General features: G+C 52.9%; 15 protein-coding genes. 7 read left to right on the forward strand and 8 right to left on the reverse strand.

All coding sequences use genetic code 11. The features are described from left to right. Nucleotides 1-4: 4 nt before the first annotated feature. The 4 genes from HW115_RS05705 to HW115_RS05720 all read right to left on the reverse strand — a co-directional run bounded on the left by HW115_RS05705 (nucleotide 5) and on the right by HW115_RS05720 (nucleotide 6,850). Nucleotides 5-2,938 carry a polysaccharide lyase family 8 super-sandwich domain-containing protein gene (locus HW115_RS05705; protein ID WP_178931635.1) on the reverse strand — a complete coding sequence of 978 codons (2,934 nt, stop codon included), beginning with the start codon at nucleotides 2,936-2,938 and terminating at the stop codon, nucleotides 5-7. 395 nt (nucleotides 2,939-3,333) lie between these two features. Further along, nucleotides 3,334-4,308 carry a hypothetical protein gene (locus HW115_RS05710; RefSeq protein WP_178931636.1) on the reverse strand — a complete coding sequence of 325 codons (975 nt, stop codon included), beginning with the start codon at nucleotides 4,306-4,308 and terminating at the stop codon, nucleotides 3,334-3,336. Between the two features lie 193 nt (nucleotides 4,309-4,501). After that, nucleotides 4,502-4,720 (reverse strand): hypothetical protein, encoded by a 219-nt coding sequence (locus tag HW115_RS05715; RefSeq protein ID WP_178931637.1) that lies wholly within the window; start codon nucleotides 4,718-4,720, stop codon nucleotides 4,502-4,504. 84 nt (nucleotides 4,721-4,804) lie between these two features. Further along, nucleotides 4,805-6,850: a DNA gyrase/topoisomerase IV subunit A gene (locus HW115_RS05720; protein WP_178931638.1), complete on the reverse strand. Its 2,046-nt coding sequence runs from the start codon at nucleotides 6,848-6,850 to the stop codon at nucleotides 4,805-4,807. Between the two features lie 162 nt (nucleotides 6,851-7,012). Here HW115_RS05720 and HW115_RS05725 point away from each other — a divergent pair, with 162 nt between their 5' ends. Both HW115_RS05725 and HW115_RS05730 read left to right on the forward strand, forming a co-directional pair. Beyond that, on the forward strand, nucleotides 7,013-9,109 hold the full coding sequence (locus HW115_RS05725) for a serine/threonine-protein kinase (RefSeq protein WP_178931639.1): 2,097 nt from the start codon (nucleotides 7,013-7,015) through the stop codon (nucleotides 9,107-9,109). 48 nt (nucleotides 9,110-9,157) lie between these two features. Beyond that, on the forward strand, nucleotides 9,158-11,575 hold the full coding sequence (locus HW115_RS05730) for an alpha-galactosidase (protein ID WP_178931640.1): 2,418 nt from the start codon (nucleotides 9,158-9,160) through the stop codon (nucleotides 11,573-11,575). A gap of 775 nt (nucleotides 11,576-12,350) precedes the next feature. Here the strand turns inward: HW115_RS05730 and HW115_RS05735 are convergent. Beyond that, nucleotides 12,351-12,983, reverse strand: a complete 633-nt coding sequence (locus HW115_RS05735; RefSeq protein WP_178931641.1) for an RNA polymerase sigma factor — start codon at nucleotides 12,981-12,983, stop codon at nucleotides 12,351-12,353. Nucleotides 12,984-13,112: 129 nt separating this feature from the next. Here HW115_RS05735 and trpS point away from each other — a divergent pair, with 129 nt between their 5' ends. Next, nucleotides 13,113-14,078, forward strand: a complete 966-nt coding sequence (gene trpS, locus HW115_RS05740) for a tryptophan--tRNA ligase (RefSeq protein WP_178931642.1) — start codon at nucleotides 13,113-13,115, stop codon at nucleotides 14,076-14,078. Nucleotides 14,079-14,212: 134 nt separating this feature from the next. Here trpS and HW115_RS05745 read toward each other — a convergent pair whose 3' ends face one another. Next, nucleotides 14,213-15,160 carry a hypothetical protein gene (locus tag HW115_RS05745; protein ID WP_178931643.1) on the reverse strand — a complete coding sequence of 316 codons (948 nt, stop codon included), beginning with the start codon at nucleotides 15,158-15,160 and terminating at the stop codon, nucleotides 14,213-14,215. Nucleotides 15,161-15,163: 3 nt separating this feature from the next. Next, on the reverse strand, nucleotides 15,164-15,778 hold the full coding sequence (locus HW115_RS05750) for a hypothetical protein (protein WP_178931644.1): 615 nt from the start codon (nucleotides 15,776-15,778) through the stop codon (nucleotides 15,164-15,166). Nucleotides 15,779-15,933: 155 nt separating this feature from the next. Here HW115_RS05750 and HW115_RS05755 point away from each other — a divergent pair, with 155 nt between their 5' ends. The 4 genes from HW115_RS05755 to HW115_RS05770 are packed head-to-tail and all read left to right on the forward strand — an operon-like array spanning nucleotide 15,934 to nucleotide 19,270. Further along, nucleotides 15,934-16,476: an RDD family protein gene (locus HW115_RS05755; protein ID WP_178931645.1), complete on the forward strand. Its 543-nt coding sequence runs from the start codon at nucleotides 15,934-15,936 to the stop codon at nucleotides 16,474-16,476. Nucleotides 16,477-16,500: 24 nt separating this feature from the next. Then, a complete protein-coding gene (locus HW115_RS05760) occupies nucleotides 16,501-18,228 on the forward strand; it encodes a DUF3592 domain-containing protein (protein ID WP_178931646.1) in 1,728 nt (575 codons plus the stop codon). A gap of 8 nt (nucleotides 18,229-18,236) precedes the next feature. Next, nucleotides 18,237-18,650, forward strand: coding sequence for a hypothetical protein (locus HW115_RS05765; RefSeq protein WP_178931647.1), 414 nt, complete (start codon nucleotides 18,237-18,239; stop codon nucleotides 18,648-18,650). A 23-nt stretch (nucleotides 18,651-18,673) separates the two neighbouring features. Then, entirely contained in the window at nucleotides 18,674-19,270 is a 597-nt protein-coding gene (locus HW115_RS05770) for a hypothetical protein (RefSeq protein ID WP_227021303.1), read from the forward strand. A 357-nt stretch (nucleotides 19,271-19,627) separates the two neighbouring features. On the opposite strand, the gene HW115_RS05775 is transcribed toward HW115_RS05770, so the two are convergent. After that, nucleotides 19,628-20,389 carry a PspA/IM30 family protein gene (locus HW115_RS05775; protein ID WP_178931649.1) on the reverse strand — a complete coding sequence of 254 codons (762 nt, stop codon included), beginning with the start codon at nucleotides 20,387-20,389 and terminating at the stop codon, nucleotides 19,628-19,630. Nucleotides 20,390-20,610 lie beyond the last annotated feature (221 nt).

Here is a 20,610-nt window from a genome sequence, read left to right on the forward strand (position 1 = left end):
TGGCTTAGCGCTTGTTGAGATATAAGGTATGGGACTCTCCGTGTAGCACCGGGACGGTGATGCTGGTGTGGTCGTTTTCATTCTGCACGATGCTATAGGATGCTTGCTCATCCGTTGTTCGAGAAAGGGTGCCACGCAGGGTAATACGGATGTTGGTTGGAGTCTTCTCTTTCGGTCGGATGTTTGGATCTGTTAGGCTAACGATGACTTGTTGTTCATTTTCCTCGATCATGACCAGACAGGTTTGGGAGACGCTGGCAAGCGGCCCTTTTGAGAGCCATGGTTCGGGTTGATCGGTGGTCGGGGTTTCGAAGATAGCGTAGCCGATGGTATTGCTGCTCCGGTGGTAAACGACATGGGCCTGTTGACTCTGGTGGAGGACTTGATAGGGGGCTGGATCCGACACCTTGAGTTGTTTGGCAAACGTTTGTAGTTCTTCCTCATTGGTTTGGGGGAGAATGACGTACTCGTATTGTGCGTTTTTGGGGTTGGGTCCATGGTCGATCCAGGCGGTGGCATAGGCCCCTTGGGTATCGACTTTGTCGTAGCCGCTGCGCGACTGCTGTTGGCCAACGGTGAGCTGGATGGGATCTGAGTTGCGGACGATGTAGCCGTTGCCATAAGGGTCGGTGAAGGTGGCGTGACCTTTGGGGAAGGAGCGGATGTTTGTTTTTTCACCAAGGGTAATGGTTTCAGCATTGGCGATGGTCGTTGTGTGTTCGCCGTTAAGATGTTTTTGAAACAAGGTGGTGCGGACAGGATATTGAATTTGATCTGTCTGGATTCCGGTGCCGAGGCAGATGATATGCTGATCGAAAAAGAACCATGATTTACGAGCTTTAAAGGGGCCACCCTTGCTTCCTTTTTCACGGCAGCGATGGGCCTGCATCGGGCTGTCGAGGTTGAGCACAAACAGACCGTTCCTTCCGTCGTGACTCAGTCCGCCGTTGAAGCTGCCCCCGCTGCGTTCGATCCGGGTACCGTTGCCGTTGGCAATGTTCGAGAGTGGAGCATGGATGCTGGTGGTCCCATCCAAGGCGCACCAATTCCATCCTTGATCAGGAAGCGTACCGCTCCCGTGAACCGATGGCAGCGGTCGGGGGTGGCTGTGGATTTCGAGGAAACCATTGGAGAGATACATGCCGAAGCGGTTGGCATTCGCATAGCTTTCACCAGCTGAAACATACTGACTGAAGCCTTTGACTCCGGCGAGCCAATGCGAACGTCGGTGCAGGCCGAGCCCCGCATAGGGCATGCTGACATGGCCATGAGGGTGACTCTCTTGTTGGTATCCATGGAAGCGTTTTTCCACGGCTTTTGCAGGTCGGAACCTGAGGTAGGCGGCGACCATTTCGGGATCCCATTTTCCTTCCAGATAGGGAGCATAGGCCTGAGCCAACTTGAGGAACGCCTCGGCAGGGATCCGTTGGGTTCCACTGGGGTGACGACCGCAGAGGGCGAGCATGACGGTGTCGCCCCCGGAGTACCAGCGCATGCGCATGATACCGAGCTTGATGGCGTCGAGGGCGGGGCGGCTTACCGGGAGTCCTGCTTTGGAGAGTTCGAGGAGAGTGCCCGAGATGGAGTTCATCCCCATGGTGCCATAGGCAAAATAATGAAACCCGTGATGGAAGAGTGAACCGTCGGGTTTGATGCTGGCTGTGATTTGATTGGAGAGGACGGTTCTGAAGTGATTGACATGGTGGAAGCGCTCGGTGGTATCTCGATGCATGAGGGCGATTTGCAGCATGCGTCTGGCTTCGTTGTGAAGGTAATCCATGGAGACGACCTGCCCGATGCCGAAGTCGGATTCCTCTCCCTTCTTTCCCGGCCGGAAAAAGCGGTCGTCATAGTGGTAGGACCATTTGATGTAGGCGAGTGAGCGTTGCAAGGAGCCATCTTTAGCCAGGGCTTCTCGAGCTTTGGTGACGGCATCAACATAAGTGCGGCCGACATAGTTATTGGCTTTACCGCAGCTACCGTTGACGACGAGCCCTTGTTCCTGCATCCAGTGATTGATGGTGATGAACTGTTTGGCGAATTGGTTTTTGTATTCCGGGCTGGGGCAGGTGGCGTAGCGGTCGGCGATCAGGTTGAGGAAGCCGAAATAGTGACCGAGATTTTTGCTGATTGGGTTTCCATGGCCCAGGGATTCCTTTTCGATGCGCTGGTTGATGCGCTTGATTTCGTTCTGCCAGTGTTTTGCAGAGGCTCCGGTGTTGGGGCGTGGGGTAAAAAAGGTTTCCAGAGTCTGGAGTTTGGCCAGCTCCTCGGGTCCGGGATTGGGTTTGCCTGTGAAATTTGGTTTTTTGGGAGCCCAGGCTTGGAGGACCGGGTTGCGGGCATCACGAAAATCCCTCGGGTGATTGAAACGGATGGCATCGAAATAGGCATGGGTGCTACCTTCGATACCACTGGCACGGATGACGATGTTGTCGAGTTTGGAGCGAAGGTTTCCCTTGGTCCATTTGATCTTGGTATGCCATGTGTAATGGTGGACGAGTTGTTGCCAGCCGACGTGGGCGAAGGGGATGTCATAGTGGCCGGCCGCCTCGTCTCCAGCGCGAAATTCGACGGTGAGTTTTGCCGTCTTTGATAATCCAGTGAGTTTGACGGGCAGGGTGAGAGAGGACCGGGAATATCCGCCGTAGCCAGTGTAGACGTTGACGTTGCCGAGTGGACCGGTGGCAAATTTCAAGCTGGCCCCATTCTGAAGTGTCCATTTCAGCGACTGTTTGCCGTCTTGAATGTGTTCACTGCTGAGTTCGATACTACTTTTTTCCGACGTAACATAGGCAGGGAGGGATTTTCCCTCGAAGGATTCGACATCCGGCCATGATGTTTTTGGTTCAGCGGGGGGCGCCGCATTGCAGGGAAGTAGCGCGGGGATCGAGATGAGGCAGAGGGATACAATCGTGGGGATTTTGATATTGGACATGTTGAGCGTTCAACTAAAACGTGAAGCTCGAGCCGTCCTTTCATCAATGAACACCATGCGTTTCAAATATGAATGCAGGCCCATACCGTCTGTTTTACTACTTGGTCTAACTCAAAAAGATTACTGGCTTTCAATCGTGGGCTGAGCCTTCGAATCTTCAGGGGCAGTGTTATACCAAGTAGTAAAACAGACGGGACGATAGCCGAGATGAATAAGTTCTTTGGCAAGGCGCGACGAAGGAATGGTGCGGGCACCATGACTAAGGAGAAACAAAGCCAAAGGAGTCATTCATCCGGAACTCTCATGGATCACGCAGTGCTTTTCCAAATACCTCAACAACGATCAATCGTCTCGTCTGTTTTGCGGAGTGGTATTAGCCTGGCGGAATCCATGGTTTATTGTTCCATGCCCTGGATCATCATATTGAAGAGGCCTCCTTTGCTCTCAAGGTGGCTGCGGTATTGTTTGAGCTGGTTTTCGTTGAGGACCGGAGCCATCCGCTCGACCTTGGCATCGATTTTTTTGGTGCGGTCTTCTTTCATTTTGGCGATGACCGAAGATTGGTCGATCGGCTCGCCATTGTTTTGGGCCGGATCGAGTTGCATTAATCCATCGAAATCCATGTCGCCGAGGTCCATCTCCATTCCCATGCTTTTCATCATGCCATCCATCACAACCGTTGTGTCGCTTTGATTTTCAAGGTTTTTGGCGGCATCCTCAACGAGAATACCGTAGACGGCGTCCCGCTGCTCTTCGGAGAGATCGAGGGCTTGTTGGATTTTTGCCAAGTCTTTCATCGCCATCCCTTCGGTTTTGTTTTTCTTCTGTCGTGTTTCGAACGCTTCAAGCTTGTCGATCTGTTCTTCGGACAGGTGATTGGCCATGTGTTCGTTCAGGCCGTCACCGCGCATGGCAGCGGCAAGTTTTTTCATTGCCTCCGGATCACTGGCCATTTCCATGGGGTTGGATTCACTCAGGACATCAAGTTGTTGCTCGAAGAAATCACGCAAGGCTTTTTCCTGCTCGGCATCGAGCCCTAACTCTTCGACCATGGCTGCAATTTTGAGGTCGAATTTTTTCTTCAATTGATCGCGGACCATTTTTTGTTGGCGCGACTGTGCTTCATTGATTTGCTGTTTGGTTTCTTCGTCGAGCTCGTCATCGCTGCTGTAAACCTCGACGGAGGAGCGTGTTCGCGGACGGGTATCCGGCGTGGTGGCTACAGACTTGGGACTGGCTTTTTTGTTTGCTCTGGTGACCGGAGCGGGGTCCTCTTCAGGAGGAGCCGTGGTCGTTGCGGGTTTGGCGAGCCACCCGGCGGAAAAGCCGAGAGCGAGACAGAGAATGGCGAGGAGAATGGTGTTTTTCATAAGAGCGCTATGGGTGCTTCATAAGCGTGAGCGTCCTAGCCGGATTGATTTGTTTGAGCCATTCTGCAGGATGGGTTCTGCAGGATGGGTTCTGTTGGATCGGGCGATCCTCGGGCTCTCCCTCGTTGGATATCCTGTTCAAGGTCCTATTCAAGTCCCTGCCCAAGGTTATCCTGTTCACCCTGATGGCGTTCTAGCGGTTCCAGCGTTGGACCGGAGTGTGGGAGAGTGGCAATTCTAATTGTTGCCATCGGGGGGTGAGCCGTGGGCGGTAAGGTTTACGCCGCAATTTGCAAGTGACACGGGCAAGCCACTCGCCACAGGCGGGGCGGAATTGATCAAAGGCACGCCAGAAGATACGGCAGCAGGAGGTATAAGCACGGTCAATGTGAGCAATCAGCAATTTGTTCATGCGAACAGTATTGCAAAGATTGCAAATGACGTCAAGTCTCTGGCTGCGGAAAGTGATGTTATGATGGTTTCGCTCCAGTCCCGGCTATTCCAAGGTGAAGGAATCCGGGTCCTCTTTTGAGGCGTCCGTGGATTCTTTGGGCATACGGACAACGCGGTCGACGAGGTGTTTGGTGACAATGTTGCCTTTGACCCCTCTGCCTTTGATGGCGAGTTCGCCGAATTGGTATGGGCGGGAGATGTTACGCAGTCGCAGAGCAGGTTTCAGGTGGACCAGCACGGTATTGGCGGCGCTGTCTTCCTCACTGTCGTGGACAGCGAAGTAAAGTACGCGCGATCCTTTGGAGCCTTTGGTGAGGTTGTATTCCTTGCCGCGGGTGACTCCGCCGACGCGGAAGCGTTTGGCATAGACTGCGCCCTGGCGTCCGTCGCGGTAGATCATGGAATAAATCTTATCCTCATCCTTGCGGAATACGGCAATGTGTTGGACGCGTTTGCCGACAAAGACCTTGTCGGAGGCCTTGACCACACGCATCACCCCTTCGCCGTCAAAGGCGATGATATCGTCGATGGATGAGCATTTTTCGATGCTTTCATCCTTTTTCATCGAGCTGCCGTAGCCGGCGAATCCGTCCTTGCGGTTGACGTAGAGGGTTTCATTGGCGGCGACGACCTGAACGCGGTTGACCACGCCGAAACTGGCGATTTCGGTGCGTCGCTCGCGGCCTTTACCGTATTTTTTCAGCAGGTTTTTGTAGTAGGCGACGGCGTAGCGGGTCAAGTTGCGGAGGTTTTTTTCGACCTCGGCGATTTCCTCTTCGAGTTTATTGATTGCTTCGTCGGCTTTGAAGCTGTCGTATTTCGAGATCCGTTTGATTTTGATCTCGGTGAGGCGCACGATGTCCTCTGTGGTCACTTCGCGGTTGAGGAGTTTTTTGAAGGGGTCGAGGCCTTTGTCGATGGCTTCGATCACGGCCTCCCAAGTTTCACATTCTTCGATATCGCGGTAGATCCGGTTTTCGATGAAGATGCGTTCCAGCGAGCTGAAGTGCCATTTGTCCTCGAGTTCTCCGAGTCGGATTTCGAGTTCAAGTTGGAGCAAGTCCTTGGTTTGCTGGGCGCTGTGTTTGAGGATTTCGCTGACCCCCATGAAGCGAGGTTTACCTTGGTGAATGACACAGGCGTTGGGAGAGAGAGAGACTTCGCAATCGGTGAAGGCAAACAGGGAGTCTCGGGCGACCTCCGGATCGCTGCCTGCCGGAAGGTGGATGAGAATATCGGCTTCCGCCGCCGTGTTGTCCTCGATTTTGGAAATTTTGATTTTCCCTTTTTCATTGGCGGCGACGATGTTGTCCATCAGGCTGCCGGTGGTGACGCCAAAGGGAACCTCTCTGATACGCAGGACCCGTTTTTTCTCGATTTCGATTTTGGCTCGAACCCGGACCTTGCCCCCACGCAGGCCGTCATTGTAGTTGCTGGCATCCATGATGCCGCCGGTTTGGAAGTCGGGGACCAATTCGAACGGTTGCTTGCGCAGGGCACAGATGCTGGCCTCGATCAGTTCACAAAAATTGTGTGGCAACATTTTGCAGGCGAGGCCGACGGCGATGCCTTCGACTCCCTGGGCGAGCAGCAGGGGGAATTTAAGCGGAAGCGTGACGGGCTCTTTGTTGCGGCCATCGTAGGAGGATGTCCATTCGGTGGTTTTCGGATTGAAGGCGACGTCGAGAGCGAAGGGGGTGAGTCGGGCCTCGATGTATCGAGGGGCGGCGGCTTTGTCACCGGTCAGGACGTTGCCCCAGTTCCCCTGGGTGTCGATTAAAAGCTCTTTCTGACCGAGTTGGACCATGGCATCTCCGATGGAAGTGTCACCGTGCGGGTGGTACTTCATCGTGTTGCCGACGACGTTGGCTACCTTGTTGTAGCGCCCGTCTTCGAGTTCGCGCATCGAGTGCAGGATACGTCGTTGCACGGGTTTCAAGCCATCCCCGAGGTGGGGGACGGCCCGTTCCATAATGACGTAACTTGCGTAATCGAGGAAGTAGTCCTCGTACATGCTCGGTAAATTGGCATGTTCGTGCTGGGTATCCTCATCGGGGGTCAGCTCGGGTGATGTATCGGTATCGTCCATGGGGATGAAAGCTGCTGCGCAGGGGCTGCGGTCATTTATTTAAGCATTCCTAAACACCTATGCAAGGCCAGAGTTGTTCTAACCTTCGGCCTGGGACGCCTTGTCGGTGGAAGAAGAATGCTCCTGACAGCGTAAGGAGCTTCTGATATGGGAGAGGGGAGCATGGCAGAGCATGAATTATCCAGGCAGGCGTTGATCCAGGCGTTTCAGGATGCGGCGGAGCATTTTTCCGAGGTTCGCAGTTTGGAGCGCAAGTTGAGCGAGCCGCGGTACGAGGATCAGGACTTGCTCGGCGAGGGTGGGGCCAAGCTGGTGTATTTGACCTTGGACCGGGTAACCGGCCGGCGATTGGTCAGGGCGTATCCCAAGAATAAAGAGTTGGAGGATGATTTTCTGAGGGAGGCGACCTTGCATGCGCATCTGGAGCACCCGAACATTGTCCCCTTTTACGATATGGGCTTGGAAGATGGGCGGCCGTTTTTTTGTATGAAGCGTATTCAGGGGGATACCTTGCAGCGCGATGTGCAGAAACATCGACAGAATTTGAACCAGCCGGCGGTGCGCAATGATTTGTTGGATGCTTTTATCAAGGTGTGTGATGCGGTTTCTTATGCGCATGCGCACGAGGTGCTCCATTTGGATTTGAAACCGTCGAACATTCAGTTGAGTTCCTACGGGGAAGTGTTGGTGGGTGATTGGGGCTTGGCCCGCTTGTCGGGTGATGAAGTTGCGGGTGACGGGGCGGTTCCTCTTATCGAGCAGAGCACGGGGCAATTCACCCGTCATGGATATTTGTCTGGGACGCCTGGGTTTATGGCTCCGGAGCAATGCAAGAAAGGGACACGTAAAACGGCCCAGACGGATGTTTATGCCTTGGGGGCGATCCTTGTGTATATCATCACTGGAAAGCAGCCGATATCGGCAAAAACGAATGACGATGTGATGGCCGCCACGTTGGCGGGTGAGTGGAGCTTTTCTCTGGATGCCATTCCCGAGGGCCTGCGGGCGGTGGTGAGCAAGGCTCTTGAGGTTGATTGCTCGAATCGCTATGTGTCTGTTCAAGACCTGCGCAATGATATCAATGCTTACCGGGCGGGTTATCTGACCTCAGCGGAAGATTATAGCAGTCGACGGTTGTTGCAGTCGCTTTACCGGCGGAACAAGGCGGTTGTGCGTATTGTTGCCTCGGCGCTGGCGGTGTTATTGTCGATGACCGCTGTATTTATTTATCACCTGCGTTTATCCGAGCGGGCGGCTCAAGATGCCAAGGGAGAAGCGGTCAATGAACAGCACAACACCCAGAAAGCACTGGATTTACTTAAGCAGGCTCAAGCGGAAAAAGAGCAGCAGGGTGAGGTGTTTGCCAATGATTATTTAGAGGAAAGTATCAGCTACTATCAGGCGAATGAGAGAGGGCGCTATTTCTATTCGAGGAGGTATGATAAAAAAGCTTATCAGATGGTGAATAAGGCGTTGGAGTTGAATCCTGACGACCCGGAAGCCTGGGCCCTGAAGGGACGCTTGGCGATGTTGACGAATCGTTTGGGTGTAGCAATTCAGGCATTTCAGCGTGCGGGTGAAAAATACAGCATCCACAGTGAGGTTTGTGAGAAATACCGATCCAAGGATATTCAGGATCCGAGGGTTTTGAGTGCGATGCTTTGGCAGCTGTTACCCAGCAATGACTTGAGATTGGTCCATGACTTTATGTATAAGACGATCTATGATCGCAGCTTGCCAAAGGAGGATGTGATCTATTTCATCGAGGAAAGTCTGAACATGCGCAATCTGGGGCCCAAACCTCGATTGCATTTTGAATATGATACAGGGAAGCAGGCCCTGGACATGTCCGACAATAAGCAGTTGCAGTTTATCTTTATGATTAAGAACCTGCCGTTGCGTGAGGTGAATTTTTCCAACACTTCGATAGGACATGATTTCTATCACCTTGACCGCATGCCATTGGTGAAGGTGAATGTTGCCCATACTGGAATGAACAACAGGTTGTTGAGTTACTTTACCGGGCGTCCGATACGGGAATTGATTTTGACGGGTTGTAACGTTTCTGATTTGAGTGCGCTTCGGGATTTGCCTTTGGTGAAAATTGATGTGCGGGGTACGAAGGTGACTGATTTTTCTCCGATTGCAGCTTCGCCGGAATTACGTGAGGTTTGGTGTCATGAGGGCCAAAAAGAGAACTTGCTGCGATCGGGGATTTCGGTTGAGAAGCTGGTTATTCACGATGACGGGGGGCAATAGTTTATTTTTTTATCAAGTACAGCTGATTGTTGCTGTTTGAAGGGGCATATGAGACACACATTTCTTTTTTCAGCTTTTTCGGTCACGGCCCTGGGTCTTGTTTCGGCCGAGACCTTGACGCTTGAAAACCAGAGTATTCAGCGGGTATTGAATATTGATAAGGCGGGGGTGACGACTTCCGGGATTCACAACAAGCAGGCGAAACGGGAACTTCAACCGACGGCTTGCGCTGAGTTTTCTTTGCGACTCTCCGAGGGAACTGACAAGGAAGGGACGGATTTTACGCTGACATCGAAGGACTTTGCCTACAGCAAAACCCTGAAGAAAGACAAAGGGCACGTCGCAGTTGAGCTGCTGAACGAAAAACACGGGCTCAAAGTGGTCGCCCATTACACGCTGGAGGACGATGCGTTTTATATGCGTAAGTATCTGGAGATCACGAGCCGGAAAAAAGTGTGCCTCGAGCGGGTGGATGTGGAGGCCCTCTCATTGACGGATGCCTATCAACCGTATCAGGAAAAGAAAATCACGGCACGTGCACCCTGGCAGTGGAAACCTGGTTTGGGGCAGCCCTTGTTTACCACCAAAACGGGAACCTTCTGGGGTATCGAGTTTCCAGCATCCTATAACTATGTGGATGGCGAAAAGCTCCGCTGCGGTTACCTGCATGGACGTATGCTCGAGCCGGGGAAAACCTACACGAGCTACGCTGCCGTCATGGGTGTGAGTGATGATCCGGCATTTACATCGGATGCTTTTTACGAATACATCGATCAGGTGCGTGTGCGCCCGCTCCGATTGCAAACCCAATACAATTCATGGTTTGATTACCACGGTGGGGTAACACGTGAAGCCTTTGCCAAGAGTGTGAACAAGGTGAATGAGGAACTCTGTGTCAAACGGGGTGTGACACCCTTGAAGGCCTATGTGATTGATGACGGATGGCAGGATTCCAACAAAAAATCAGATTGGTCTGATCAGGTTTGGAAAGTGAATGGTAAATTTGATTCAGATTTTGGATCGAGTCAAAAAACGGTGAAGTCGGCTAAATCGACGCTTGGATTATGGTTGAGTCCGGGCTGCAACTTTGGTGCCCGTGGTGCGGTTCCTGCGATGCGGGAAAAAGGCTGGGGAGGCCTGACCAATTACATGTCTCTGGCCAATACCAAGTACATGGACATGCTGGAGAAGCGGATGGTACAGCTGGCCAAGGAGGAAACCACCTACTTCAAACTTGATGGATGTTTTGGTCACCTCAATATCCGGGATTTTGATATCGATGGCGCTGCCAATGGTGTGCCGACGATGCCCCAGCTCGGAACCAAGGGGTGGAGCAGCGATGATAAGCGGCTCAACGATCCAAAATACGATGAGCTGAAGTCGTATTATTTGGTCGTGGGCACTGAGCGGATGATGAAGATTTTCGAGGGCATGGGTAAAGCCAACCCTGATGTGTACATCGTGATTTCCAATGGAGCCTATCTCAGCCCTTGGTGGTTGATGCATGTGGATGCCGTCTGGATGATCAATGCCGGTGATGCCGCAGGAGGATCGAGCCGGACCAAGGAATTGGTCTATCGGGATGGAGTTTATCACAACATTTGGGCGAAGGAGCGAACCCACTATCCGATGAATTCGTTGTTTAATCACGAACCGAAAAAAACCAAATCACACGAACCCAAGGATGTGTTCCGCAAATACCTGTACATGAACATGTCACGGGGAACCGGCTTCGTGGAGCTTTACTTGAAAACCTTCAATCTCAAGGAATACGACTGGGATGTGCTCGCCGAAGGCATGCTCTGGGTGGAGGACGTTTTCCCCACGTTTAAGCGATCCCGAATGCACGGTGGGGACCCTAAAAAGGGTGAGGTCTATGGATTTACCGCTTGGCTGGAAAAGCGTGGATATATCAGCATTCATAACCCGTCGGATTCGGCACAAGACTACAAGATCACACTCAATCGTAAGTTTGGTTTGATCCCCGGGGCGCAGTCGTATGTGCTCAGTTCTCCGATCGATGATAGTTTGCAGGGGCTGAAAAAACAGTATGCCTATGGTGATGTGATTCAGCTCACACTCAAGCCGGGTGAAATCCGGATTCTAAACTTCGATCATGAGAAGCGTGATTGGAGCAAGCTCAAGGCCCTACAGACCCGGACGGCTGCGGACTTTGTTCCCGGTCCGAATGCTGGTAAGAAGAAAGTAGAAAATAAAAAGCATGTGGCGGTTAGTCTTGCTGGTCACCCCTTGCTGGGCCGTTGGTATTACGAGGCAGGAGGAAAGCACAGCCGCGAGTTCACGGCTGATGGTAAATGCATTCTGCGTAAGGGGAACAAGGAAATCTGGACCAAAACATGCACGTCCAAAGATGCGGACTCCGTGACCGTAGAGAATCGTTATCAACACCATCTGAAGGGTAACACCCTAGTGATCGAGGGGCGCTATCGGGCGAAGAAACGTTGATCAGATTTGTTGTTCATTGATGGAGGCGTTTTCCATCAAAGAGTGGTGTCTGTACAGGTTTATAACCACTCCGCAAAACAGACGAGACGATTGATCGTTGTTGAGGCATGTGGAAAAGCACTGCGTGATCCATGAGCGTTCCGGATGAATGACTCCTTTGGCTTTGTTTCTCCTTAGTCATGGTGCCCGCACCATTGCTTCGTCGCGCCTTACCAAAGAACTCATTCATCTCGGCAATCGTCCCGTCTGTTTTACTACTTGGTATTACGCATCCACGGCTGATTGAGGCCAATCAGCCCTACCGCTTGCCGTTGCCTATCTTTTCCTTTGTTTGTGGCGGCATCCTTCTAGCCCCAAAGGGGCGATTCATCTCAGCTCGGGGCAGAGCCCCGGGTTCGGTGTTGTTTTTTGGATTGAGCCCTGAAGGGGCGGGCTAACTCGAATAAGGTAAAAACAGGTGGTTTCTTTTGGATCGCCCTTACAGGGCTTTTGAACTTTTTGCTGGCTCAGGTTTCCCAGGGCGTTGCCCTGGGCTACGTTTGGCCGCCCCTTTGGGGCTTTATTCAGGTTGATCTGCCAGGGGAGGTATGTCGGTTGATCGCCTGTGATCGATTGATTACCTGGCAGGTTTTATGCTGATAAGATTACCAATGAACTTTGTTTTATCTGCCGATTTGTGGACTCGACCTTGCATGCCTTTGTTTGAGTGTGGGCAATGAATGTGACTCGTTTCTGAGTGAGCACTCAGCAAGGTCTCGCGTGCTTGAGACTTTCCCTAGGCGTCCAGTTCGGAGTTAAGGCGTTTGATGGTTTTTCCCATCTCATTTTGCACAGCCTTACGGTAGACGTAGGCTGTGTTCTCTTTGATGCCCAGGGCATTGGCTACCGCGGCTGCGGACTCGCCGGCGGCCATCCGGGAGTAAATGTCCAAGTGGAGTTGGTTAAACTTTTGTTGGGCTTGTTGCCAGGCTTTGCCGGCGATGAAGAGCTGCCATTCGATTTCTTCGTTTTCCTCGATTTTCGCCTGCTGGCAGAGTTGGATGACAGCGTTTTCGCCGTCATCGATGTGCATTGCTTTTTGGCGGGTGCTTTTTAACTTGAGAAAGTTAATCGAGGTATTTTTGCAGATCCGGGCAAGCCAGGTGCGGAATCGGCAGCGTTCGGGTTCGTAGAGAAAGTCACCGAGGGCTTTCCAGACCTTGACCATGACATCCTGGACGAGTTCTTCGGCATCCTCATGAGCGATCCCGCGTTTACGGATCAAGGCGTAGATGTAGCCGTGATAGGCTTTGGTGAATTCCTGCCAAGACGCGTCATTTCCCTGATCTTTGACCAGCATCAGCAGGGTGCGGCTTGTCATATCACTGCTCACGCTGCCAGAGTAGGCGGCACGCTTGGGGAGTTTCAAGTTTCAAGTTTTCAGCCTCATCGTTGTGCAGCAGTGATGGCTAGTGATGGCCATAGGCACCGTGAGAAAAGCCGATGGCGGAAATCTTGTCTCTTGACTCTTGGGCTGTGATTCTTAACGCTCCGCCCCATGCGAATTCTTACCGGACTTCAGCCCAGCGGCAAACTTCACATTGGCAATTACTTTGGAGCCATGGAGCCTGCTGTTCATCTTCAGGATCAGGGGGAAGCTTTTTATTTTATTGCGGATTATCATGCGATGACGACCACTGGGGATGCGGCCACCTTGCGTGGTAACATCCAGGATCTGGCGATTGATTTTCTCGCCTGCGGACTGGATCCGGAGAAGGCGACGATTTTCCGCCAGAGTGACATCCCCGAGGTGAACGAATTAGCTTGGGTGCTTTCCACGGTGTGTCCGATGGGTCTGCTGGAGCGGTGCCACTCCTACAAGGACAAGGTGGCCAAAGGCTTTGCTGCGAACCACGCCCTGTTTGCCTATCCGGCGCTGATGGCGGCTGATATTTTACTCTATGATGCGGATCTGGTGCCGGTGGGCAAGGATCAGAAGCAGCATCTGGAGGTGACGCGTGATCTGGCGGGAAAAATCAACGACCGCTACGGTGAGGGCACTTTGGTGATTCCCGAGGCTCAGATCAAGGAGCACACGGCAGTGGTGCCCGGGCTGGATGGCCAGAAGATGTCGAAGAGTTATAACAACACGATTCCACTGACCGGGGGCAAGAAAGCGATTCGTAAATCGATCATGCGGGTGGTGACGGACTCCACCGCGGTGGAAGACCCGAAGCCAACCGATGGCTCCACGGTGATTGCTTTATACAAGTTATTTGCGGATGACGAGCAGATGGCGCAAATGATTGCCGACCATGAAGCCGGTGGGTTTGGTTACGGAGATTTCAAACAGCGGGTCTTTGATGCCTACTGGGAGTACTTTGCTGAGGTGCGCTCCAAGCGTGAGGAACTGGAAAACAATCTCGACTACGTCAACGGTGTGATTGCCCAAGGTGCTGAAAAAGCCCGCCAAGAGGCCAGCAAGGTGCTCGATCGGGTGCGCCACGCGGTTGGCTTGAGATAGGTTTGGTTTTCTCTGTTTGTTTGGAAACCCGGCTGTTGCTTGATTGAGCCAGGTCCCGACGGAGGATTGAGGGCAATCCTCCTACCACTTGTATAGGTTTGAACAGTGGATGCGGTTCGTGGGCCTCGTTCAGATTAAAATCCGTATTTCCAGGCGATGCCTGCGAAGGCGGCGGTGTCGTGGTCGCTGCGGGAGAGACGCTTGCCCGAGGCATTTTCCAGTGTCATTTCACCCGAGAACTGGGCGCCGGCATAGACGGAAAGTTCAGAGAACCTTGAAGTGGCGTAGCTTGCTCCGAGATAGACCGGGATACCTCGGTGTTCGCCGATGCCATCGGGATTGGACGTATCATCATCCAGACGGAAGCGGAGTTTTTCATAGCGGCTGCCGAGAGTGATCTTCCAGTCAGCGGATGCTTGCCAGACCAGATTCAGTCCGGGGCCTCGGCTGGCACCAAAGCCACGCCCGGTTTCGAGCTGCAGGCTGTCGGTGATTTTCCAGTTGATGATCAGGATGGGAAAGACGGAGGTGGAGTCCTCGAGTTGGGAAAGTACCCCGATGCCGGGACCGAGGCGGAGGTGATCTCCGAAGGCATAACTGAACCCGCCAAAGAACCCGCCGGTGATGGAATCGGAAAATCCCGCACCGCTTTCTGCAGAACTTCGCACGGTTGGAATGGCAAACAGTTTCCATTGATCATCGATCGCCCAACGAATCGGAACCGAGAGGCTGAAGCGGTGGATGTCCGACCACGGTTCGGGGTGAAGGTCGGAAAAATCGTATGCGTCCAGTCCGTATCCCAGCGAGAGGCCAATGCTACGTTCGCGGTCGAACACCCGGTTGATGCCGAGGCGTAGGTTGATGCGGTCGACGGAAAAGGATCCTCCGTCGTCGAGATCGGTGTCGAATTGATGCAGGTAGCCGAGACGCACCGAGGGAACCCAATCCGGGATGGAGGCATCGGGGAGAATCGGGGCGGGGTCATCGCCGCCGAGCAGAGGGGTGGAAATAAGGCAGGTCAGAAGGGTGGATTGGAAGAGGCCGCGGGAGAATCGGAAGTGGGAGAACCGGATGGATGTCATGGGTTAGCGCATTTGTTTTTTGAGAAATTGGCGGAGTGAGGATTCATTTTCTTTCGAGTGTTTCCCCTGACAGCGCCAGACGACCTTGCCTTGTTTATCGACGAGGAATAGATGAATATCCTTTTCGTTGGGAATATGCAATGATTTACGGAACGGCCATTTATCGATGTAGATCGTGTAGGTGCGCTCCCTGGCGGCTTTGGTTTTGACACCCCTGCGCATCCCGCTGTTGAGCATGGAGCGCCGGATCGGCCCCATCGGATAGATGGTGGGGATTTCATAATAACGGAATGTTTTTCCCGTTTGTTTGTATTGCTGTTCGAGCAGGTCACCGGCGGGGAACCAGGTATCAACCAGTTCCTGATGCCAACGTTGGAAGGCAACAATCATGAGTTTGTAATCGCCATCGAGTTCGTTGGGGATGTTTCTCTTTTGTTTGGCGAGGTTGCGGAACTTGTGAACGGGAAAGGGCATGCCGGTTTTGCTAAGGTCGAGGGCGACGGCCTTATCGGTGGCAGGTTCTGCCGTGAGGGAGGGAGAGGCGATCAGTCCGATGATGCTGCACAACAACCAACAGAGGGAGCGAACCAGGGGTGGGGTATGGGTGGGGGTAACCATCCTGCACGGTGTACTTGAACTCGGGATACCGCAAGTGGGATTGTTTTTAAGCTGCGACTCTGCTTGGTGATGGCAGTGGTAATGAACATGGAAAACGATCGCTTTCCCGAGGTTTTTCGCTTGTTGTTGGAGCAGGGGCTTATCAGTCTGCGTCCATGTCAGAAAATCCGTATCTTGCGCCGCAGACAGATGTGCAAAATATCACCAATGAAGAAGCTCCCCGCTATGTCGAACTCGCATCCCGTTGGGCCAGATTGGGTGCCTTGATTTTGGACAATTTGATTCTTTCCGTGGTGTTTATTCCTGTAGTGTTTTTAGTGATTTATTTGGATGATATGTCGGGAAGCGGTACCATGCTGGACAAAATGATTGTCATGAGTGGGACGTGGACCTGGACTGTGCTGACTGCAGTTGTCGGGGTCGTGGCTTATGTGGCTTTGAATGGGTATCTTTTGGTGAATTCCGGCCAGAGCATCGGTAAAAAGGTCTTGGGGATTCAGATCGTCGATTATGAGACCTATCAGCTTCTTCCTTTTGGTAAGGTGATTGGATTACGCTATGTGCTGGCTCAGGCAATCATGCACCTTCCCTTCGTTGGTTGGCTCTTTGCCTTGATTGATGCCATCTGTATTTTCTCATCCGACAAGCGTTGTGTGCATGATATGTTTGCCGGTTCTTCGGTGATCAAGGCTCGCTAGTTTTTAATTCAACGCCCTTCACTTATGGCTCGCAATCAAAAGCAAATGTCCGGCAAAGGCGCTTTGGTCTTTGGCTTGATCTGGACGGCATTCAGTTCGATTTTCGTCGTGGTTGGTTTGGTATCCACCTATCAGGCGGTGCATCGATCGACTTGGCCGGCGGTGGATTGTGAGTTGACGCGTTTTGAAGTGAAGTCGGATCCGAAGCTGGATCCCGCATTCCAACCTCAGGTTGAGTTCACGTATGAATGGGAAGGGCAATCGTATCAGGGCGACAAGGTATGGGTGAGTCAGAAGGGGGAGGATGATTATGAAGATTTAGGGGAGTTGATCGAGCAATACCGCCGCGGGGATTTGTCCCGGTGTTATGTCAACCCGGACCAACCAGGCGAAGCCGTTCTGCTTGCCGAATCCGATGACCTTTGGGGTGGTTTGGTGTTTGCTTTGTTTGGCGGAGGTTTTGTAGCGATTGGTATTGGGATTATGTTTAGCAGTCGCTGGATGAAAAAGCAGGAGAATGCGCCGCTGTCATCCAAATCCAGTGGAGAGGAGGGGGCACCGAATGTGATCTTGGTTCCCTTTTTCTTGTTGTTTGGCTTGGCGGGGCTCGGTGTGCTGCTCTTTGTCGTGCTGCCCCAGGGGATGAAGTACCAGGATGCCCGGGGGTGGGATGAGACACCGGCGGTGGTGGAGTGGAGTCGGGTACAATCCCATAGCAGTGACGATGGCACAACCTACAGTGTGGATATTTTTTACCGCTATCAGTATCAGGAGAAGGAATATAAATCCAACACGGTGGACATTTTTTCGGGAAGTTCGAGCGGCCGCTCCGGCAAGCAGGAAAAAGTAAATCAACATCCTGCCGGAAAAGAGATTGTTTGTTATGTGAATCCGGAAAAACCCTGGCAGGCATTGTTGCATCGTGATCTCGGTTGGTGGGCGTTGTTTGCTCTGTTCCCGCTGCCTTTTCTTGCGGTTGGCTTTGGCGGGTTATGGTGGTTGTATAAAAAGCGGGCCAAGGCGTCGGTGGAGTTGAGTAGTAGTGATGCTTTGGGGCGCCGAACAAGTTCCTTGCGGCACGAAGCCGGAGTGAGGGATGCCTTTCATGGTGGTGGGAGCTCATCTGTGTCCGGCGAAAAAACCTTTAGCCCGTCGGGAAGCCGGGTGAAGGGGCTGCTGGGCATTTTGTTTTTTGCCCTGTTCTGGAACGGGATTGTTTCGGTGTTTGTCACGATCGCGGTCAAAGGATGGTTGGCTGGTAACCCGGAATGGTTTTTGATGGTGTTTCTGATTCCATTTGTATTGGTCGGTCTCGGGACCATGGTGTTCAGCATGTATTCGTTTCTTGCGCTGTTTAATCCGTCTCCGCGCATCACGCTTAAGCCGGGGGCGCTTACTTTGGGGGGGTCTGCCACCCTTCGTTGGAGGATTCCGAGTAAAGCCCAGCGCTTGAAACAATTCCGTCTCTATCTGGTGGGGGAGGAAGAAGCCCAGTACCGCCGGGGAACCAACACGGTAACGGACACCGAGGTGTTTTTTGAGCAATTGCTCTTTGAGACTGCGGATCCGAGGCAGGCGTCCCGGGGCGAGCTGCAGTGTGTGGTTCCCGTCAACACGATGCCGAGCTGGAAGAGTCAGCATCATGAGATCAAGTGGTCGCTGGTGGTCAAGGGGGACATTGCCCTCTGGCCGGATATCAACGACACCTATGCGCTTGAGGTCGTGGCCCCCGATTTTACTCCCCAACACTAACAAAAACGATGTCAGCCCATTTTCAAATCCAAGTTGATTATAACCACACTGCATTCACTCCGGGGGATACCATTTCCGGAAAACTGCAATGGACGCCGACCAGTGACGCTAAAACGGTGGGGTTTCGCTTGTTCTGGTATACCAGTGGCAAGGGGACCCAGGATATCGAGGTGATCGAAGAGCTCGAGTGGCCGGCAAACCAGGGTGAGGGGTCATTTGCGTTTACTCTGCCCAACAGCCCTTACAGTTTTTCCGGCACCTTGGTCTCCTTGATCTGGGCATTGGAGGCGGTGTTATTGCCTGACCAGGAATCCGAGAGTTATGTATTCCAATTGACGCCTGACGGGCGGGAAATACATTTGCAGCCAGTGGAGAATAGTCAGGTCGGTGGAGGAAAGAAAAAGTGGTTCCGTCAGCGGTAGCGAATCACGTACATAAAAGAGTGATGAGGGCGCATGATAACCCTTTTGCAACAGACCGGGTCGAGCAGTTGCTTGTCTTTCGTCCCGAGTGGTCGGGGACGAGTTGGTCGGCAATCGAGGATCGCTGGACGAAGCTGGGGCAACGTGGAGCTTTGATCGGGCCGCATGGTTCGGGTAAAACCACCTTTTTGGACGCCTGGGAAAAACGTCTGATGGAGCAGGGGGGCGAAGTGCTGCGTTTGTTTCTCAACCGGGAGTCGAGGGAGCTGGATGAGATCGCTTGGGAGGCGCTTGAGGACGCCTCGGGGAAGATCGTCATCCTCGATGGTGAAGAACAGCTTGGCTGGTTGCAGCGACGTCGGTTTTATCAGTGCACGGCCAGTGCGGCCGGTGTGCTTGTGGCTCGCCATCGTCGGGGGAAGTTGCCGGTTCTGTTGGAATTTGAACCCAACATGGAGCTGCTCATCCGCTGTGTGCATGAGTTGGCACCCCAACAAGTTGAGGCGCTCTCCGAGCATTTACCCAGCTGGTGGCGCGAGCACCATGGAAATATCCGGGAGGTGCTGCTGCGTTGTTACGATTATGGGGCGGGGACTTCCCAGTCCCCGGTTGGAGAATGATTGTAGGGCCGGTTTCTAACCTGCCGGCCCTTATACCACTCCGCAAAACAGATGAGACGATTGAAAGTTTTAAAGCTGTGAGGAAATGCACTTCGTGGTCTACCAGAGTTCCGGATAAATTTCTGTTCTGGCTGCGTTTCTCCTCAGTCATGGTGCCCGCACCATTCCATCGTCGCGCCTTGCCAAAACAGAAATTTATCTCGGCAATCGTCCCGTCTGTTTTGCTACTTGGTATTATGGGGTAAGGCGAGGAGACTTGTTTGTTCCTTGGCTTGTCGACAGGATGGAATCCTGTCCTACTTTGCTGGAAGCAGAGTTCGGGCTTCGCACGACAGGAAGCCGGGGACTGGGTAGGTTCTACTCACTGACACCTGGGCCCATCGTGCTTTTCGTGGTGCCGGTAGAGCTCTCTTTCTCGCTTGCTTTGGGCTCCGTGGATTCGAGCTCGATGCCTTCAGCTGCCGCAAAGTCGGCGAGGGCCATCTCGGCGAGGGCGTCCTGTTCGGCAGCCTTGATGTTGATATCATCCATGTCCATCGAGTCGCGGGCGACACGGGCGCGGCCGGCGGCCTTGTTGCGCTCGTCTTCGACCATTTCTTCGAGTCGGTTCAGGGTGTCGCCGGATCCTCCGATCTCGGTGACCATACCGGAAGCCATTTCGTTGAGTTCAGCCATGGCTTTCTGGACTTTCATATCGTCGATATTGCGGGAAAGCTCCTCGATTTTCTTTTTGGCCGTTTTGACACTGACGTCGCGGGCTCGGACGAGTTCTTTGTAACGGGCTTCGGCACCTTCGAGTTGCTTGACCATTTCGTCGTGTTCTTTATCGACGGTTTGCAGCTTCATGGCGAGTTCACCGGCTGCCTGGCGGTTGCCGGCTTTGAGGTTGGCGGTGGTTTTGGCGCGTAGTTCGGTTTCCTGTTTATCGAGCTTTTTAGTTTGGGAGATGAGTTTTTCGACCAGAGCGGCGTGGGTGGCCAGGCCTTTGTTGAACTCGGATATTTGTTTGCGCAGGTTTTCTTTTTCGACATCCAGAAGGGCTTCTGGATTGCGTTTTTCGATACCGCCGATGAACAGGCCGAGGAAGCCTTTGATGAGATTGCCGATGCGTTTGAACATGATAGGGTAGGTTGATTGGGCGAACTATGACGAAAAAATCAGATGACGACAAGTATAAGTGACCGGGGATATTGTAATTTGGTGCATTGCGGGCGGGTGTGGGATTTTGATTCCCGGACTGCTGGCGGTCTTTTTGAGATTCGGGATTGCAATTTCCTCGAAATCAAGGAGTCTCCGCGCTCGCCCACGGCCCTTCAGCGCTGCCGACCGGGTTTTTGTTG

It is taken from the genome of Oceaniferula marina, from assembly GCF_013391475.1.
In the GTDB taxonomy this organism is placed as follows: Bacteria; Verrucomicrobiota; Verrucomicrobiia; order Verrucomicrobiales; family Akkermansiaceae; genus Oceaniferula; species Oceaniferula marina.

Coding starts and splice junctions, on each gene's coding strand:
- HW115_RS05760 (WP_178931646.1), top strand. CDS start 16,501: ATGGCTCGCAATCAAAAGCAAATGTCCGGCAAAGGCGCTTTGGTCTTT.
- HW115_RS05710 (WP_178931636.1), bottom strand. CDS start 4,308: ATGAAAAACACCATTCTCCTCGCCATTCTCTGTCTCGCTCTCGGCTTT.
- HW115_RS05730 (WP_178931640.1), top strand. CDS start 9,158: ATGAGACACACATTTCTTTTTTCAGCTTTTTCGGTCACGGCCCTGGGT.
- HW115_RS05750 (WP_178931644.1), bottom strand. CDS start 15,778: ATGGTTACCCCCACCCATACCCCACCCCTGGTTCGCTCCCTCTGTTGG.
- HW115_RS05765 (WP_178931647.1), top strand. CDS start 18,237: ATGTCAGCCCATTTTCAAATCCAAGTTGATTATAACCACACTGCATTC.
- HW115_RS05745 (WP_178931643.1), bottom strand. CDS start 15,160: ATGACATCCATCCGGTTCTCCCACTTCCGATTCTCCCGCGGCCTCTTC.
- trpS (WP_178931642.1), top strand. CDS start 13,113: ATGCGAATTCTTACCGGACTTCAGCCCAGCGGCAAACTTCACATTGGC.
- HW115_RS05720 (WP_178931638.1), bottom strand. CDS start 6,850: ATGGACGATACCGATACATCACCCGAGCTGACCCCCGATGAGGATACC.
- HW115_RS05775 (WP_178931649.1), bottom strand. CDS start 20,389: ATGTTCAAACGCATCGGCAATCTCATCAAAGGCTTCCTCGGCCTGTTC.
- HW115_RS05705 (WP_178931635.1), bottom strand. CDS start 2,938: ATGTCCAATATCAAAATCCCCACGATTGTATCCCTCTGCCTCATCTCG.
- HW115_RS05770 (WP_227021303.1), top strand. CDS start 18,674: ATGAGGGCGCATGATAACCCTTTTGCAACAGACCGGGTCGAGCAGTTG.
- HW115_RS05725 (WP_178931639.1), top strand. CDS start 7,013: ATGGCAGAGCATGAATTATCCAGGCAGGCGTTGATCCAGGCGTTTCAG.
- HW115_RS05715 (WP_178931637.1), bottom strand. CDS start 4,720: ATGAACAAATTGCTGATTGCTCACATTGACCGTGCTTATACCTCCTGC.
- HW115_RS05755 (WP_178931645.1), top strand. CDS start 15,934: ATGTCAGAAAATCCGTATCTTGCGCCGCAGACAGATGTGCAAAATATC.